Source organism: Sphingomonas sp. AAP5 (assembly GCF_004354345.1).
Taxonomy (GTDB): domain Bacteria; phylum Pseudomonadota; class Alphaproteobacteria; order Sphingomonadales; family Sphingomonadaceae; genus Sphingomonas; species Sphingomonas glacialis.
The window spans coordinates 2365879-2380362 of record NZ_CP037913.1 but is presented as its reverse complement, the minus strand read 5'-3'; the positions used below and the strand labels follow the sequence as shown (position 1 = coordinate 2380362).

Annotated in this window: 14 protein-coding genes; 9 read left to right on the top strand and 5 right to left on the bottom strand. The window is 67.3% G+C overall.

Going from position 1 to position 14484, the window contains the following annotated elements; translation table 11 throughout:
• Positions 1 to 115: 115 nt before the first annotated feature.
• Positions 116 to 1474 (bottom strand): phospholipid carrier-dependent glycosyltransferase, encoded by a 1359-nt coding sequence (locus tag E2E30_RS11065; RefSeq protein WP_133192047.1) that lies wholly within the window; start codon positions 1472 to 1474, stop codon positions 116 to 118.
• Positions 1475 to 1531: 57 nt separating this feature from the next.
• Between E2E30_RS11065 and E2E30_RS11060 the strand changes: the two genes are divergently transcribed.
• From E2E30_RS11060 to E2E30_RS11040, 5 genes are all read left to right on the top strand, one after another.
• Complete coding sequence (locus E2E30_RS11060; protein WP_133189769.1) at positions 1532 to 2737, top strand: trans-sulfuration enzyme family protein; 1206 nt, start codon at positions 1532 to 1534, stop codon at positions 2735 to 2737.
• Positions 2734 to 3132 (top strand): Co2+/Mg2+ efflux protein ApaG, encoded by a 399-nt coding sequence (gene apaG / locus E2E30_RS11055; protein ID WP_133189767.1) that lies wholly within the window; start codon positions 2734 to 2736, stop codon positions 3130 to 3132. The genes E2E30_RS11060 and apaG overlap by 4 nt, the downstream gene beginning before the upstream one ends.
• Before the next feature lie 115 nt (positions 3133 to 3247).
• Positions 3248 to 4039, top strand: coding sequence for a LysR family transcriptional regulator (locus tag E2E30_RS11050; protein ID WP_133189765.1), 792 nt, complete (start codon positions 3248 to 3250; stop codon positions 4037 to 4039).
• The gene (locus E2E30_RS11045) at positions 4036 to 4563 is read left to right on the top strand and encodes a GNAT family N-acetyltransferase (protein WP_133189763.1); all 528 of its coding nucleotides are present in this window, start codon (positions 4036 to 4038) and stop codon (positions 4561 to 4563) included. The genes E2E30_RS11050 and E2E30_RS11045 overlap by 4 nt, the downstream gene beginning before the upstream one ends.
• Positions 4560 to 4835 carry a hypothetical protein gene (locus tag E2E30_RS11040; protein WP_133189761.1) on the top strand — a complete coding sequence of 92 codons (276 nt, stop codon included), beginning with the start codon at positions 4560 to 4562 and terminating at the stop codon, positions 4833 to 4835. Before E2E30_RS11045 ends, E2E30_RS11040 begins: the two co-directional genes overlap by 4 nt.
• Positions 4836 to 4841: 6 nt before the next feature.
• Here E2E30_RS11040 and E2E30_RS11035 read toward each other — a convergent pair whose 3' ends face one another.
• The 3 genes from E2E30_RS11035 to parE all read right to left on the bottom strand — a co-directional run bounded on the left by E2E30_RS11035 (position 4842) and on the right by parE (position 9499).
• Positions 4842 to 6035 carry a hypothetical protein gene (locus E2E30_RS11035; protein ID WP_133189759.1) on the bottom strand — a complete coding sequence of 398 codons (1194 nt, stop codon included), beginning with the start codon at positions 6033 to 6035 and terminating at the stop codon, positions 4842 to 4844.
• A gap of 94 nt (positions 6036 to 6129) precedes the next feature.
• Positions 6130 to 7449, bottom strand: coding sequence for a serine hydrolase (locus E2E30_RS11030; RefSeq protein ID WP_133189757.1), 1320 nt, complete (start codon positions 7447 to 7449; stop codon positions 6130 to 6132).
• A 67-nt stretch (positions 7450 to 7516) separates the two neighbouring features.
• Complete coding sequence (parE, locus tag E2E30_RS11025; RefSeq protein ID WP_133189755.1) at positions 7517 to 9499, bottom strand: DNA topoisomerase IV subunit B; 1983 nt, start codon at positions 9497 to 9499, stop codon at positions 7517 to 7519.
• Positions 9500 to 9670: 171 nt separating this feature from the next.
• Between parE and E2E30_RS11020 the strand changes: the two genes are divergently transcribed.
• Positions 9671 to 10540, top strand: a complete 870-nt coding sequence (locus tag E2E30_RS11020; protein WP_133189753.1) for an outer membrane protein — start codon at positions 9671 to 9673, stop codon at positions 10538 to 10540.
• Between the two features lie 110 nt (positions 10541 to 10650).
• Here E2E30_RS11020 and E2E30_RS11015 read toward each other — a convergent pair whose 3' ends face one another.
• Positions 10651 to 11412 (bottom strand): GcrA family cell cycle regulator, encoded by a 762-nt coding sequence (locus E2E30_RS11015; protein WP_133189751.1) that lies wholly within the window; start codon positions 11410 to 11412, stop codon positions 10651 to 10653.
• A 63-nt stretch (positions 11413 to 11475) separates the two neighbouring features.
• Here E2E30_RS11015 and E2E30_RS11010 point away from each other — a divergent pair, with 63 nt between their 5' ends.
• The 3 genes from E2E30_RS11010 to E2E30_RS11000 all read left to right on the top strand — a co-directional run bounded on the left by E2E30_RS11010 (position 11476) and on the right by E2E30_RS11000 (position 14408).
• Positions 11476 to 12324 (top strand): ABC transporter permease, encoded by an 849-nt coding sequence (locus tag E2E30_RS11010; protein WP_133189749.1) that lies wholly within the window; start codon positions 11476 to 11478, stop codon positions 12322 to 12324.
• 53 nt (positions 12325 to 12377) lie between these two features.
• Positions 12378 to 13100 carry an efflux RND transporter periplasmic adaptor subunit gene (locus E2E30_RS11005; RefSeq protein WP_133189747.1) on the top strand — a complete coding sequence of 241 codons (723 nt, stop codon included), beginning with the start codon at positions 12378 to 12380 and terminating at the stop codon, positions 13098 to 13100.
• A gap of 108 nt (positions 13101 to 13208) precedes the next feature.
• The gene (locus E2E30_RS11000; protein WP_133189745.1) at positions 13209 to 14408 is read left to right on the top strand and encodes an aspartate aminotransferase family protein; all 1200 of its coding nucleotides are present in this window, start codon (positions 13209 to 13211) and stop codon (positions 14406 to 14408) included.
• Positions 14409 to 14484 lie beyond the last annotated feature (76 nt).

The following is a 14484-nucleotide window of genomic DNA, read 5'->3' as shown; positions in this document are numbered from 1 at the left end:
TTGAAATCGTCGAACCCGGATCGCTGCATTAGCGCAGAAACGGAAACGATCGCGATCGTAAACATCCCGTCTTGGGGTCAATCGAGTCAACCGACTTGCGCGCTGCCGACGCCCGCTAGACCCAGCTCGGAAACCACGTCCATACCCGGAACGCATCCGGGCCCCACAGCGGCAGCGCGGAGAGGATCGGGTAGAACACCGCGAACAGCGCGACGCATCCGCCGAGCACCGCCATGTCCCACTGCCGCCCGTGCCGGAAATGGTCGAGCGCGACCGCTAGCGTGATGCACAGGAAGATGCTCGGCAGATAATAATAATAGAAAAAACCGAGCGACTTGGGGATGAGGATCCACACGACATAGCTGCCGATCCACAGCCCCGCCGCCGCAAGCAAGCGCAGGTCGCGCGCGCGCGCGCCGCGATACAGGCATGCCGCGACCGCGACGAGCCCGCCCCACAGCACGACCAGATTGCCGATCAGCAACACCCCGCGCTGCGCGCCGTCGGTGCGTTCGTAGAGATACCAGATCGGGCGGAGCATCAGCGGCCAGCTCCACCAGCGCGACTGATAGGTGTGCGATGGGAGCACTTGCGTCTGCTGGGCGTACATCGTCGCCTGGAACGGCAGCAGCGTACGCCACGTCAGCGGATCGATCGTGTAGAAGAAGGCCGGCGCGAAGGTCGCGAAATAGACGCCGATGCTGACGACGCCGAGCACCAGGATCGCCGGGATTGCCGCCATGCCGCGCCAGTGGCGGTGCGTGCCGCCGGTCGGGCGGGCGTTGAGCGCAGCGAAGACCGAGCGCCCGCTGCGCCGTGCATCGACCAGCCGCACGACGACGAAGCCGAGTGCTGCATAGGCGACGAACGGCGCCGCGATCCACTTCGCGGCGACCGCGAGGCCGAGCAGCGCGCTTCCCAGGATCCAGCGCCCCCATGCGCCGCGCGCAGTCTCGGCGCGCATCGCCCATAACAGGCTGGCGATGCCGAGCAGCGTGAACGCCGCCATGAAGCCGTCGAGCATTGCGATCCGCGCTTCGACGAAGACGGTGAAGTTGAACAGTGTGAACAGCGCGGCGAACACCGCCGGCCGCACGCGCCCGAGCATCAGCCAGACGATCGCGAACACGCCGAGCACCGTCGCGGTCCCGGCGAGCGTCGAGAAGAAGCGCCACCCCAGGCTGTTGTCGCCGAGCAGCAGGATGCCGCCCGCGATGATCTCCTTGGCGAGCAGCGGATGCTCGATGTTGCGCGGCCCCGCCAGCGCGATCAGCGTGCGCGCGGCGGGGACGTAATGGACCTCGTCGAACATCAGCTTGGTCGGGATGGTGAGGCGGTAGCTGAACAGCAGCTGCGCGAGCAGCGCGATCAGCGCGGCGGCGCGATACGGGCGGGGGCGTGCCGAGAGGGAGGGGGCTATGGAGGAAACGGCGCTCACCTGCGCATCTATCCCGCCGAACAGCGCGGCTTTCAAGCGCATAGGCCGGCACCCCATTGACGCGCGCCCCCCGCCACCGGCAAAGCAACGCCCATGAAACGTCGTACCGGCCAGGACCAGAGCATCACGCGCCAATGGCGCCCCGCCACCCAAGCCGTGCGCGGCGGCACCGCGCGCAGCGAGTTCGGGGAGACGTCCGAGGCGATCTTCCTCACCTCGGGCTATGCCTATGATTGCGCCGCCGACGCTGCCGCGCGCTTTGCCGGCGAGCAGGACGGCATGACCTATTCGCGGTTGCAGAACCCGACGGTCGAGATGCTCGAAGGCCGCATCGCCTTGCTCGAGGGGGCGGAGGCATGCCGCACCATGGCGACGGGTATGGCAGCGATGACTGCGGTGCTGCTGTGCCAGCTGCAGACCGGCGACCATGTCGTCGCCGGGCGCGCCGCGTTCGGGTCGTGCCGCTGGCTGGTCGATACGCTGCTCCCCAAGTTCGGGATCGAGACGACCGTCGTCGATGCGCGCGACCCGCAAGCGTTTGCGGATGCGGCGAAGGCGAATACCAAGGTGTTCTTCTTCGAAACGCCTGCCAATCCGACGATGGACATCGTCGATCTCAAAGCCGTGTGCGACATCGCGCGCGAACGCGGCATCACCTCGGTGGTCGACAATGCGTTCGCCACGCCCGCGCTGCAGCGGCCGATGGAATTCGGCGCCGACGTCACCGCGTATAGCGCGACCAAGATGATGGACGGGCAGGGGCGCGTGCTTGCGGGTGCGGTCTGCGGGACCGAGGATTTCATCACCAACACGCTGCTGCCCTTCACGCGCAACACCGGGCCGACGCTTAGCGCGTTCAATGCCTGGGTGGTGCTGAAAGGGCTCGAGACGCTCGACCTGCGCATTCGCCGGCAGAGCGAGAACAGCCTCAAGGTCGGTGCCTTCCTCGAGACGCGCGTGCCCCGCATGCTCCATCCGGGGCTGGCGAGCCACCCGCAGCATGCGCTCGCGATGGCGCAGATGGACGCGTGCGGGCCGATCTTCGCGTTCGAGGTGGCCGATCGTAAACAAGCGCATGCGCTGCTCGACGGCCTGCGCCTCGTCGACATCTCGAACAATATCGGCGATTCGCGCTCGCTGATGACGCATCCCGCGTCGACGACTCATTACGGCGTGTCCGAGGACAAACGGCTCGAAATGGGCGTGACCGAGGGGCTGCTGCGCTTCAACGTCGGGCTCGAGGATCCGCAGGACGTGATCGAGGATCTCGACGGCGCCTTGACGGCGGCCGGCTTGTGAAGGCGCTGTTCCCGTACGTCGCAGAGACGCGCGGGGTCATCGTCCGCGTTGCGGTGAGCTTCCTGCCCGAGCAGTCCGAGCCTGCGCGCGGGCGGTGGTTCTGGGCGTATCATATCCGTATCGAGAATGCCGGCGCGATGGGCGTCCAGCTGCTGACGCGCCACTGGGCGATCACCGATGGGCGCGGCGCACGACACTCGGTGGAGGGCGAAGGCGTGATCGGCGAACAGCCGATGATCGCGCCGGGCGAGAGCTACGATTATGTCTCGGGCTGTCCGCTCTCGACGCCGACGGGGTCGATGCTCGGCAGCTATCGGATGATCGCCGAGGATGGCTCGGCATTCGATGTCGATATTCCGAAATTCGCGCTGCTTGCGCCGGCGGTGGGGGCGTGAAGCTCGCCAAGCATCGTCACCCCAGCGAAAGCTGGGGTCTCTGGGGCGAGGTGCGCGCGCGCTCCCGTGAGATGCCAGCTTTCGCTGGCATGACGGATGTGGGGCGTGGCATCGCATGAAGCGCACGCACCTCCCGCTCAACGGCCTGCGCGTGCTCGACGCCGCCGCGCGCCACCTGAGCTTCACGCGCGCCGCCGATGAGCTCGCCGTCACCCCCGCCGCGGTCGGGCAGCAGATCCGCGCACTCGAGGATACGCTCGGGGTCGTGCTGTTCCGCCGGACGACCAAGGGGCTCGAGCTGACGCCGGAAGGCGAGGCCGGGCTCGCGCCGCTCCGCCACGGCTTCCTCCAGTTCGAGGAGGCCGTCCGCGCGATGCAGGCGGGGCAGACGAGCAAGTCGCTGACGATCGCCGCGCCGCGCGATCTGACCGAAAAGTGGCTGATGCCGCGGCTCGCCGATATCGCGCGCGGCGATGGCGAATTGCGCTTCGTGCTGATCTCCGCCGACGACATGATCGACTTCACCGAAGCCAATCTCGATCTCGCGATTCGCTGGGGCGATGGCCCGGGCGGGCATGAGGGCGAGGCGATCGCCTCGGCCGGAATGGTGACGGTCGAGGCGGCCGGCGGTGGCGTCGATACGCGGATCGCCTGGCCGGGCTGCGTCGACGACGAAGCGACTTCGCTCGTGCGGGTCGGCGATGCAGGCCTTGCGCTCGATGCCGCGGCGCAAGGGCTGGGACGCGCGACCGTGCCCGAATTGCTCGCCGCTGCCGATCTGGCGAGCGGGCGCGTCGTCGCCTTGGGCGAGGCGAAGGCGTACCGGCTCGGCTATTGGCTCGTCGCGCCGACGCCGCAGTGGCGGCAGAAGAAGGTCAAGACGCTCGTCGCCGCGCTGACGGCATGACGCCGATCCCGGTCCTCGAAACCGCCCGGCTGCGCTTGCGCGAGCGCACGGTCGCAGACGCCGACGCGCTGTTCCCGAGCTTCGCCGATCCCGAGCTGATGACCTATTGGTCGCACGGCCCGCACGTCTCGGTCGACCAGACCCGCGCGAAGTTCGCTGAGTCGGATAATGGGTGGCGCGGCTGGGCGATCACGCTGCACGGCGACGATCGCGCGATCGGCTTCGTCGCGGCGGGCGAGAAGCGGCCGGGCGTGGTCGAGATCGGCTATATGCTGGCGCGCGACCAGTGGGGCAGCGGGATTGCGCGTGAAGCGGTGCGCGCGGTGCTCGATCAGCTGTTCGGCGTCGAGCAGCGGCGCCGTGTGTTTGCCGATACTGACCCCGACAATACCGCCTCCAACGCGCTGCTCGAATCGCTCGGCTTCCAGCGCGAGGGACGGCTGCGCGCCGAATGGGAAACGCATATCGGGGTCCGCGACACGATCCTGTGGGGACTCCTCGCCAGCGAATGGACAAATCGATGACGCAAGACCCGGCCGCTGCGCCGCCGCCCGACCTCAACGACCCCGTACAGCGCGCCGCCTACAAGGCCGAACTCCGCATGGTCGCACGGCCGATCCGCTGGATGGGCGTCGCGCTTGCGGTGGCGGGTGCGCTGCTCGCGGCGTTGCGCGCACGCTATTGGCCGCAAGTGCCGATGATCCTGCCGCTGTTCCTCCTCGGCGTCGCCGCGCTGCACCTGCTCGCGGGCATCGTCGTGCGCGCGAAATACCATCAGGCGCGGATGCGGGGTTAACGCGCGTCAGGATGAGGGAAGGGCGGCATCGCTCGTCAAGTCGAGGACTTCGATCTTGGGGACCGGCCGGCGCGTTCGAATCCGCGAGCCGGTCTCGAACTCCCACGTCGCGGTATAGGTGTAGCGCTCGACTCGCGACGTGCCTGGCCCGGTTGCGTTTGGCGCATACCGCCGGCCACGGATCGCAGTCATCACGGGTTGCGCCCATTTGCCCGAATAGTGCGGGCTCTGGCGGAGCACCTCGGCCTCGTCGACGGTGCCGTCGGGCGCGATGTTGAAGCCGATATCGACCCATTGATCCGCGAAGTCCTGCACCGCCCCCTTGATCGGCGCTTCGCCGTCCGGGAATTCGAGATAGGCCTGCATCGGACGATCGATCGTGGGGGCGTAGAGCAGCACCGGCTTGGCCGCGCCCTTCGCCAGCGTGCGATAGGTCGCGACCAGCCGATCGACCGCACCGGGCTCTCCGGTTCGTACCGCGAGCTTCGCCTTGAGCACGGTCGCGGCGGCGCCGAATGGCGCGATCGCGGGGTCGGTCGCGGCGCGGACGGCGTCGCACGCTTTCAGCGCCGCTGCGTAATAGCCGTCGTTCCGGACACGCGAGGCGGCGACATAGGCGTTGGCGATGCTGAGCAGCGCCATGCCTTCCGCCCGGCCGAGGTGCAGCTCGTGCGCGCGGCGCGCAACGGTGCGATACAGGCCGACCGCGTCCTCGAACCGTCCGGTCTTGAAGTACGCGTCTCCCAGCTCGAGCTTGGCGCCGAGCACGCGCCAATCGTCATCCGCGAAGCCGGCCTTCAGCGTGCTGACCACGTCGAGCGCGCTTCCGAAATAGGCGCCATCCTCGCCAAGATGCGCCGCGACACGCGAGTGCGCGCGATAGAGGTCGGACACGGGCTCAGGATATGTCTTGGCGAAGCGCCGGTTGCGGTCGATCGATTTGAGCATCGTCGCGCGCGCATCACGGTATTGGCCGGCGACGAACTGCGCCTCCGCCACCGCCAGCGTGGCGTCGATGTCCTTGTCGGGCGGGCAATGCTGCTCGAGACACCGCGCGAGCGCGTTTCGCAGATCCTTGAGCGGTGTTCCCGTGACGACGATGTCGCGGCCACCGGTCGATGGTGCCGGAAGCGGCTGCTGCGCGGACGCTGCGCCGGTGGTGAGCAATGCGACCAAGGCAAACGACGTCGTTCGAAACATGGCAACACTCCTGGCTGCTATAGCTGGCGGGAAAGCTATGCTTCGAAAGGATATATGTCGATTCCAAAGTAATACGCAGTAATCGCCATCAAGATCACGGGTTTGCTGCAGCGAGATCCACCGCCCTGCTGACCAATGCCACGAAGCGTGCATCGTCGACCGCCGCCGCGGGATTGTTCCAGCTTGCCGCCAGCGCATACCAGGCGCCCGCCTTGGACTGCAGCAACAGCGTCATCTCGATCACGCCCGGCTCCGAGCCGCCCTTGTAGCCGACATAGCCCCAGCGCGCCGCTTGCGCCGGGCCGACCCCGGGGTTGACGCCGAGGATCGCGCGAGCCTCCGCGCCGGGGCCGGTTTCGGTGTTGCGGCGGATCCAGTCCATCGTGCGAACGAGGTCGGCGGGGCTGGCGAACCATTCGATGTCGAGCATTACCGGTACGCCGCGCTGGAACATCCGCGGGTCGATCGCGCCCAGCGGCGTTGCGGCGATGTCCTTGGCGAGCAGCGCACGGCGTCCCGCTTCGTCGAGCGCCAGCCACCGCTTGCCGAGTGCTCCGCCCGGAATCCCCTTGAGCTTGAAGACGTCGAGTGTGCCGAGCAGCGGGCGATTGCGCGCAGCATGGCGCCAGCCGATCACCGGTAACATCGCCTCGACCTTCGCGCGGCCGAGCGCGGCGAGCAGAATGTCGGTCGCGCTGTTGTCGCTCACCGAGATCATCTTCTGCGCGAGTTCGCGCAGCGTGACCTTGGTGCCCGCAGGCTGCTGCGTATAAAACCCGCCGGGGAGCGGGGCGCCGTCGAGCGTGACGAGATCGTCCCACCGCCGTTCGCCCGCATTGGTTGCGCGGATCGCCTCCGACAGGATGGCGAGCTTGAACGCCGAGCCAATCGCGAAATCGGTGTCCGGCTTGGTCGCTTGCATCACGCTTGGCGCGCCGTCGCCGAGCCGTGCGAGCGCGAACCCGCCGACGCCCGGCAGCGTGCCGATCGTCGCGACGATCTGGTCGAGCGACGCCTCGCCCGAGGTCGTGCCGGTGACGAGCAGGCCGGTGATGCGATGCGCCGCGCTCGGCTCGACCGTCATCGTCATCGCCACGCTTCCACGCGCATAGCGGACGGTGAGACTGGCTTTCTGCGGAGTCGTAGCAGTCAGCGACTCGATCGCCAGCGGCGCACCGAAGGCGTCCGACAATTGCTTGGCGATCGTGCGGATCTTCGCGTCGGGGATTTGCGCCAGGAAAGTCGGGTCGAATTCCGCCGCGGTGTCGCCGCCGCCGCCGAGGATCCCGAGCAGCGCCTGCGCGCGCGGGCGGAGCGGGTCGCTCGCCACGGTCGCTGCCGCCTGCGGGGTCTGCGCAACGGCGGGCGCACCGAGGCCCAAGATCGCGACCAGCAAAACGACCTTGCGAATCATCGTGTGTCCCCCGTCACATAGCCTGGATCGCAGCGTATCGCAGCGGTGCGGGGTCGGGAAGCCTCGCTCAGGCGTCGATCGCCGCTTCGTCGAGCCGCGCGGCATTTTCCTGGATGAAGGCGAAACGGTGCGCGGGGTTGGTGCCCATCAGCCGGTCGACCAGATCCTTGACGCCCGCACGGTCCTCATATTCCTGCGGCAGCGTGATCCGCAGCATCGCGCGCGACTTGGGGTCCATCGTCGTCTCGCGCAGCTGCATCGGGTTCATCTCGCCAAGACCCTTGAAGCGCCCGATCTCGACCTTCTTGCCCTTGAACTCGGTCTTTTCGAGCAGCTCGCGATGCGCGTCGTCCATCGCGTAGAGGCTCTTGGTGCCCGAGGTGAGGCGATAGAGCGGCGGCTGCGCGAGATAGACATGCCCCGCGCGGACGATCTCGGGCATTTCCTGGAAGAAGAAGGTCATCAGCAGCGTGGCGATATGCGCGCCGTCGACGTCTGCGTCGGTCATGATGACGACGCGTTCGTAGCGCAGGTTTTCCGCGACGCACGTCTTTCGCGTCCCGCAGCCGAGTGCCTGGATGAGATCGGCGATTTCCGAATTGCCGGCGATCTTGGCCATCGTCGCCGACGCCACGTTGAGGATCTTGCCGCGGATCGGCAGGATCGCCTGCGTCTTGCGATCGCGCGCCTGCTTGGCCGAGCCACCGGCCGAATCCCCCTCGACGATGAAGATCTCGGTGCCCTCCGGGCCAGCCGAGGCGCAGTCGGTGAGCTTGCCGGGCAGGCGGAGCTTGCGCGCGCTGGTCGCGGTCTTGCGCTTGACCTCGCGCTCGGCTTTGCGCGCGAGCCGCTCGTCCATCCGCTCGATGACATAGGTCAGCAGCGCCTTGCCGCGCTCCATATTGTTGCTGAGGAAATGGTCGAAATGGTCGCGCACCGCTTTTTCGACGAGCGGGGTCGCCTCGGGGCTCGAAAGCCGGTCCTTGGTCTGGCTCTGGAATTGCGGATCGCGGATGAAGACCGAGAGCATCAGCTCGCTGCCGGTCATGATGTCCTCGGCCGAGATTTCCTTGGCCTTCTTCTGCCCGACCAGCTCGCCGAACGCGCGGATGCCCTTGACGAGCGCGTTGCGCAGGCCCGCTTCGTGCGTGCCGCCATCGGGGGTCGGGATGGTGTTACAATACCAGCTGTACGAGCCGTCGCTCCACAGCGGCCACGCGACCGCACATTCGACGCGACCCGCCGCGGCGGGGAAATCCTGGCGCGTGACGAAGAAGTCGCTCGTCGCGCACTCGCGCGCGCCGACTTGTTCGCGCAAGTGATCGGCAAGGCCGCCGGGGAACTGGAACACCGCTTCGGCCGGCGTGTCGTCGCTGATCATCTCGGGCGCGCACTTCCAGCGAATCTCGACGCCCGCGAACAGATACGCCTTCGAGCGCGCGAGCTTGTGCAGTCGCGCGGGCTTGAAGCTCATCTCGGGGCCGAAGATCTGCTCGTCGGGGATGAAGCTGACCATCGTGCCGCGCCGGTTGGGTGCGGCACCGACATGCTCGATCGGCCCGAGCGTCTCGCCGCGCGAGAAACGCTGGCGATAGAGCTCGCGGTTGCGCGCGACCTCGACGATCGTGTCCGACGACAGCGCATTGACGACGCTGACGCCGACGCCGTGCAGACCGCCCGACGTCGCATAGGCCTTGCCGTCGAACTTGCCGCCCGAGTGCAGCGTGGACAGGATCACTTCGAGCGCCGACTTGCCGGGAAATTTCGGATGCGGGTCGACCGGGATGCCGCGGCCATTGTCGACGATTACCAGCCGGTTGCCCGGATGCAGTTCGATCTCGATCCGCGTGGCGTGGCCCGCGACGGCTTCGTCCATCGCATTGTCGAGCACTTCGGCGGCGAGATGGTGATAGGCGCGCTCGTCGGTGCCGCCGATATACATGCCCGGTCGGCGGCGGACGGGCTCCAACCCCTCGAGCACCTCGATCGAGGAGGCGTCGTAATCGGTCGGCTGGTGTTTGGGGGTGGCGGCGAACAGGTCTTCGGACATGTCCTTGCTATAGGACCGCGGTGGCACCGCTGCCAACCACTGCGTGATGGCGCGGTCGCAGCGGCCGGGTGTGATATTTTCGCATCAACATGACAGAATGTTCATGTTGATGCGGCCAAGCGCCGCGCTCGCTCGTCTCTCCTGCGCTGAAGCAGCAACCCAGGAGTTTCCATGCGTACCAAGTCTCTTCTTTCCGCCGCCACCATGCTGGTTGCCGGCCTCGCTTTCGCAGCCCCCGCCATGGCGCAGGAGGCTGATCCCAAGCCGTTCGACGGCCTGTATGTCGGCGGCACCGTCGGTTTCGACGCGCAGCCCAACGATGTCGGCTCGAGCATCCTGTTCGACCGCAACCGTGACGGCAATTTCAACGAGCTGGTAACGACCGCAGCTGGCGCGAATGCCTTCGCCCCGACCGCCGCGCAGCCCGGCGCCGGTTTCTGCAACGGTCGCGCGACCAGCACCGGCGCGCTGACCGGCTGCACCAACGACAAGGACAATATCAGCTATTCGGGCCGCGTCGGCTTCGACAAGCAGTATGGCCATTTCGTGATCGGTGTCGTCGGCGAGTTCGGCAAGAGCCAGGTGCGTGACAGCGTCTCGGGCTTCAGCACGACGCCTGCCAGCTACGTCATGACGCGCAAGGTCGACTTCGACGCCAATGCCCGCCTGCGCGCCGGCTATGCGTTCGACAAGACGCTGTTCTATGCAACCAGTGGCGGCGCCTATGCCAAGACCAAGTCGAGCTTTGCCACGAGCAACACCGCCAATGCCTTCGCCGACAATGGCAGCCGGCATGACGCATGGGGCTTCGTCGCGGGCGGCGGCATCGAGCAGAAGCTCGGTCGTCACTTCTCGATCGGTCTCGAGTATCTGTACAACCAGTATAAGGACGATGAGTATCGCGTTCGTGTGACGCAGGGCACTGCGCCGGCGACCAATCCGTTCGTGCTCGCACCGAATACTGGCGGTACCGACTTCAAGCGCAGCGACGACAAGTTCCGCTGGCACAGCGTGCGCGCGACCGCGAACTTCCGCTTCTAGGAACCGCGACGCGTCACTCCGGGCGTTTCCCGGGGTGACGAACGCAAGCAAACGAAAAGGGGCGCCCGGCATCTGCCGGGCGCCCCTTTTTCGTAACGCTTCGCGTGCGTTCAGCGCGCGCGCGGGCCGCCGAACGGGAGCGGCGGGGCGGGGCGGCGATCGCGGCGCGGCAGCTGCGCCTGATACGCGTGGCCGCAATGCCCGACGCAATATGGGAAACCGGGGTTCACCTTCTCGCCGCAGAAGTGGAAGTCGGGTTCGCCCGGGTGGCCGATCGGCCATTTGCAGATCTTGTCGTTGAGATCGAGCAAGGTCGTCTTGCCCGCCATTTCGGCCGAGGGCTTGGCGGGTACGAGGCGGCGCGGCGGCGCTGGCGTGATCGGCGCTTGCTGCTCGCCGGGTGCCTGGCGCAGGAAGCCGCCGGGGCCGACCGAGCGCAGGATCGGGGGCGCGGGACGCGCGACGACGGGGGCCGCGTCAGCCTCGTCGGTGTCGTCGTCGCTATCGGCCTCGACCGCGACCTCCTGTTCTTCCGCCTCGTCTTCGATCTCAGCGACCGGGGGCGCTGCGACGACCGCCGGGCGCGGGGCAGGCGGCGCTGGCTTGGGTGCGGGTGCGACCGGGGCCGCTGCCTTGGGCGGTGCTACTGGTGCGGGCGCGGGGGCCGGCGTCGGTGCGGGCGCGGCGGCGGCCGCCGCCGCTGGCTCGTTCGGCTTGACCGGCGAGGGACGCGACTGCAGGCCAAGGCGGTGCGCCTTGCCGATGACGGCATTGCGGCTGACGCCACCGAGTTCCTCGGCGATCTGGCTTGCGGTCTGGCCTGCTTCCCAGCGCTTGCGCAGCGTATCGATGCGTTCGTCGGTCCAGCTCATTCAATTTTCCCAATCGTCATGCCGGGGTTGCGGGCGGCGGCGGCAGTCTTTAGCGACACCCCCATGAGCAGCCAGCCCCCAATCGGCGAAATTCGTACCCAAATGAACGCTCCCGGCGTTCCGGTCATCCGGAATGTCAATTGGGGCGGTCTTCGAACGCTCTATATCAAGGAGGTGCGCCGTTTCTTCAAGGTGCAGCTGCAGACGATCTGGGCGCCGGCGATCACGACGCTGCTGTTCCTGATCATTTTCACCGTCGCGACGGGCGGAAAGCGCCCGGTGATGGTCGGTGGGGTCGCGGTTCCCTTCGCCGATTTCATCGCCCCCGGGCTGATCGTGATGGGCATGCTGCAGAACGCGTTCGCCAATGCGAGCTTCTCGCTGCTGGTCGGCAAGATCCAGGGGACGATCGTCGATTATCTGATGCCGCCGCTGTCGACCGCCGAGTTGCTCGTCGCGATGGTCGGTGGTGCGGTGACGCGCGCGATTTGCGTGGGGCTTGCCGTGTCGGTCGCGATGGCCTTGTGGCCGGGCGTCCATATCGTGCCCGTCCATCCGCTCGCGATCCTGTGGTTCGGGCTGCTCGGCTCGGCGTTCCTGGCGCTGGTCGGGGTGCTGACCTCGATCTGGGCGGAGAAGTTCGATCATGCCGCCGCCGTCCAGAATTTCGTGATCGCGCCGCTGACGCTGCTGTCGGGCACGTTCTATTCGGTCGATACGCTCGCGCCCGCGTTCCGCGCGTTCAGCCATGTAAACCCGTTCTTCTACATCATCTCGGGCTTCCGCTACGGCTTCCTCGGCACCGCCGACTCGCCCGTGCTGGTCGGCGGCGCGGTGATCCTCGCGATCGACGTCGCGCTCGGGACGCTGTGCTACGCGCTGCTGCGCTCGGGCTGGAAGATCAAGAACTGAGGCGTTCCGTGTCGCGCGCGCTTGGCGTAGCGCGCGGGCAGAAGGAATTGGCGATGCGGATCTGGTGTGCGCTGGGAATGGGGCTGCTCGTCGCGGCGTGCGGCAAGGCTGCGCCAAACGCCGTCCCGACGGCGGGGGCGGGGGCGGGGGCGACGGCGCAAGCCCCGCAGGCACCGCAAGTCCGCATCGCACAAGTCGGCGGGACGGTGTTTGCCGCAACCGTCAGCGGACCCGGCACGGTCGCCGCGCGCGCGGTCGAGGCGATGCCGGGGAGTGCGGCACCGGGGGCGAAGGCCGCCAACGCCAGCTATGCCTTGCTCGCCACGCTGCCCTGGGCGGACGCGGCGCGCATCACGCTCGGCGCAAGCGCGCAAATCCGCTTTCCGGCATTCCACGGCGATGTCGTCGTCGGGCGCGTAATCCGGATCGCGCCGCCCAAGGCGGGCGCATCAGAGGTCGAAATCACCTTGCCGCGTGATTCGCGTTTCGCCGCTGGCCAGTCGGCAACCGCGCGAATTGTCGCGACGGGCGCTGGCACGACGATGCTCGCGGTCCCGCCGAGCGCGATCCTCGGTCCGCATACAGGCGCTGCGGCGGTCTATGTCGTCGATCTGGCAAGCGCGCGCGTCCAAAAGCGCGCGGTGACGCTCGGCGAACAGACGCCCGACGGCATCGGCGTAAGCGCCGGGCTGCAAAAGGGCGAGTGGGTCGCGCTGACGCGAGTCGATCAACTCGGCGACGGCATGAAGATCGCGCCGGTCGGCCCGTCGCAATAGCGTCTTCCCGGCCGATGCCGCGCGGTGTTGCGCTTGCGGCGGCATCTTCGTAAAACGGGATTCGGGCGACCGGTTGGGTCGCCCTTTTGCTTTTTCAGGAGACGGCCCGTGTCGACCCCCGCTTTGATGCCTGTGTACCCGCGGTGCGGCGTACGCCCGGTGCGAGGCGAAGGCTGCTATCTGTACGGCGAGCAAGGCGAGCAATATCTCGATTTCGCCGCCGGCATCGCGGTCAACGCGCTTGGCCACGGCCACCCCAAATTGGTTGAGGCGATTGCCAAGCAAGCAGCCACGCTGATGCACGTCTCCAATCTCTACGGTTCGCCGCAGGGCGAGCATCTCGCGCAGCGCATCGTCGAGAATTCGTTCGCCGACACGGTGTTCTTCACCAATTCGGGCACCGAAGCGGTCGAATGCGCGATCAAGACCGCGCGGCGCTATCACTACGCCAACGGCAATCCGCAGCGCACGACGCTGATCACCTTCAACAACGCCTTTCACGGGCGCACGATGGGGGCGATCTCGGCGACCAACCAGCCGAAGATGCGCGACGGCTTCGAACCGCTGCTGCCGGGCTTCGCCTATGCGCCGTTCAACGATCTCGAAGCGGCGCTGGCGCTGATCGACGATACGACGGCGGGCTTCATGGTCGAGACGATCCAGGGCGAGGGCGGCGTCTCGGCATCCACCACCGAGTTCCTGCAAGGGCTGCGCAAGGCGTGCGACGAGCACGGCCTGCTGCTTGTGCTCGACGAGGTCCAGTGCGGCTATGGCCGGACCGGCAAGATGTGGGCGTATGAACATTACGGCATCACCCCCGACATCCTGTCCTCGGCCAAGGGCATCGCCGGCGGTTTCCCGCTCGGCGCGTGCCTCGCGACCGAGGAAGCCGCGAAGGGGATGGTATTCGGCACGCACGGCTCGACTTATGGCGGCAACCCGCTGGCGATGGCGGCGGGCGAGGCGATCCTCGACGTGATGCTCGAGCCGGGCTTCCTCGAGCATGTGACCGCGATGGGCGAGCGGCTGCGCGCCTCGGTCGAACAGATGATGCCGAATTACGACCAGATCTTCGACAGCTTGCGCGGCAAGGGGCTGATGTTCGGGATCAAGCTCAAGGATGCCGTCGTCGCACGCGATTTCGTGGCGCATCTGCGCGATCATCACGGGCTGCTGACGGTCGCGGCGGGCGAGAACGTCGTCCGCGTCCTGCCGCCGCTGGTGATCGAGGACGCGCATATCGCCGAGTTCGTCCAGAAGCTGAGCGACGGCGCGCGCGATTTCACGCCCGTGGCGGTGGCGGCGTGAGCTAAAACTCCCTCTCCCTTTGGGAGAGGGAAGGGGCCGCTCGGCGCAGCCGAGTGGGAAGGGTGAAGGCAACGCA

Coding starts and splice junctions, on each gene's coding strand:
- E2E30_RS11060 (WP_133189769.1), top strand. CDS start 1,532: ATGAAACGTCGTACCGGCCAGGACCAGAGCATCACGCGCCAATGGCGC.
- E2E30_RS11050 (WP_133189765.1), top strand. CDS start 3,248: ATGAAGCGCACGCACCTCCCGCTCAACGGCCTGCGCGTGCTCGACGCC.
- E2E30_RS11045 (WP_133189763.1), top strand. CDS start 4,036: ATGACGCCGATCCCGGTCCTCGAAACCGCCCGGCTGCGCTTGCGCGAG.
- E2E30_RS11040 (WP_133189761.1), top strand. CDS start 4,560: ATGACGCAAGACCCGGCCGCTGCGCCGCCGCCCGACCTCAACGACCCC.
- E2E30_RS11035 (WP_133189759.1), bottom strand. CDS start 6,035: ATGTTTCGAACGACGTCGTTTGCCTTGGTCGCATTGCTCACCACCGGC.
- E2E30_RS11030 (WP_133189757.1), bottom strand. CDS start 7,449: ATGATTCGCAAGGTCGTTTTGCTGGTCGCGATCTTGGGCCTCGGTGCG.
- parE (WP_133189755.1), bottom strand. CDS start 9,499: ATGTCCGAAGACCTGTTCGCCGCCACCCCCAAACACCAGCCGACCGAT.
- E2E30_RS11020 (WP_133189753.1), top strand. CDS start 9,671: ATGCGTACCAAGTCTCTTCTTTCCGCCGCCACCATGCTGGTTGCCGGC.
- E2E30_RS11015 (WP_133189751.1), bottom strand. CDS start 11,412: ATGAGCTGGACCGACGAACGCATCGATACGCTGCGCAAGCGCTGGGAA.
- E2E30_RS11010 (WP_133189749.1), top strand. CDS start 11,476: ATGAGCAGCCAGCCCCCAATCGGCGAAATTCGTACCCAAATGAACGCT.
- E2E30_RS11005 (WP_133189747.1), top strand. CDS start 12,378: ATGCGGATCTGGTGTGCGCTGGGAATGGGGCTGCTCGTCGCGGCGTGC.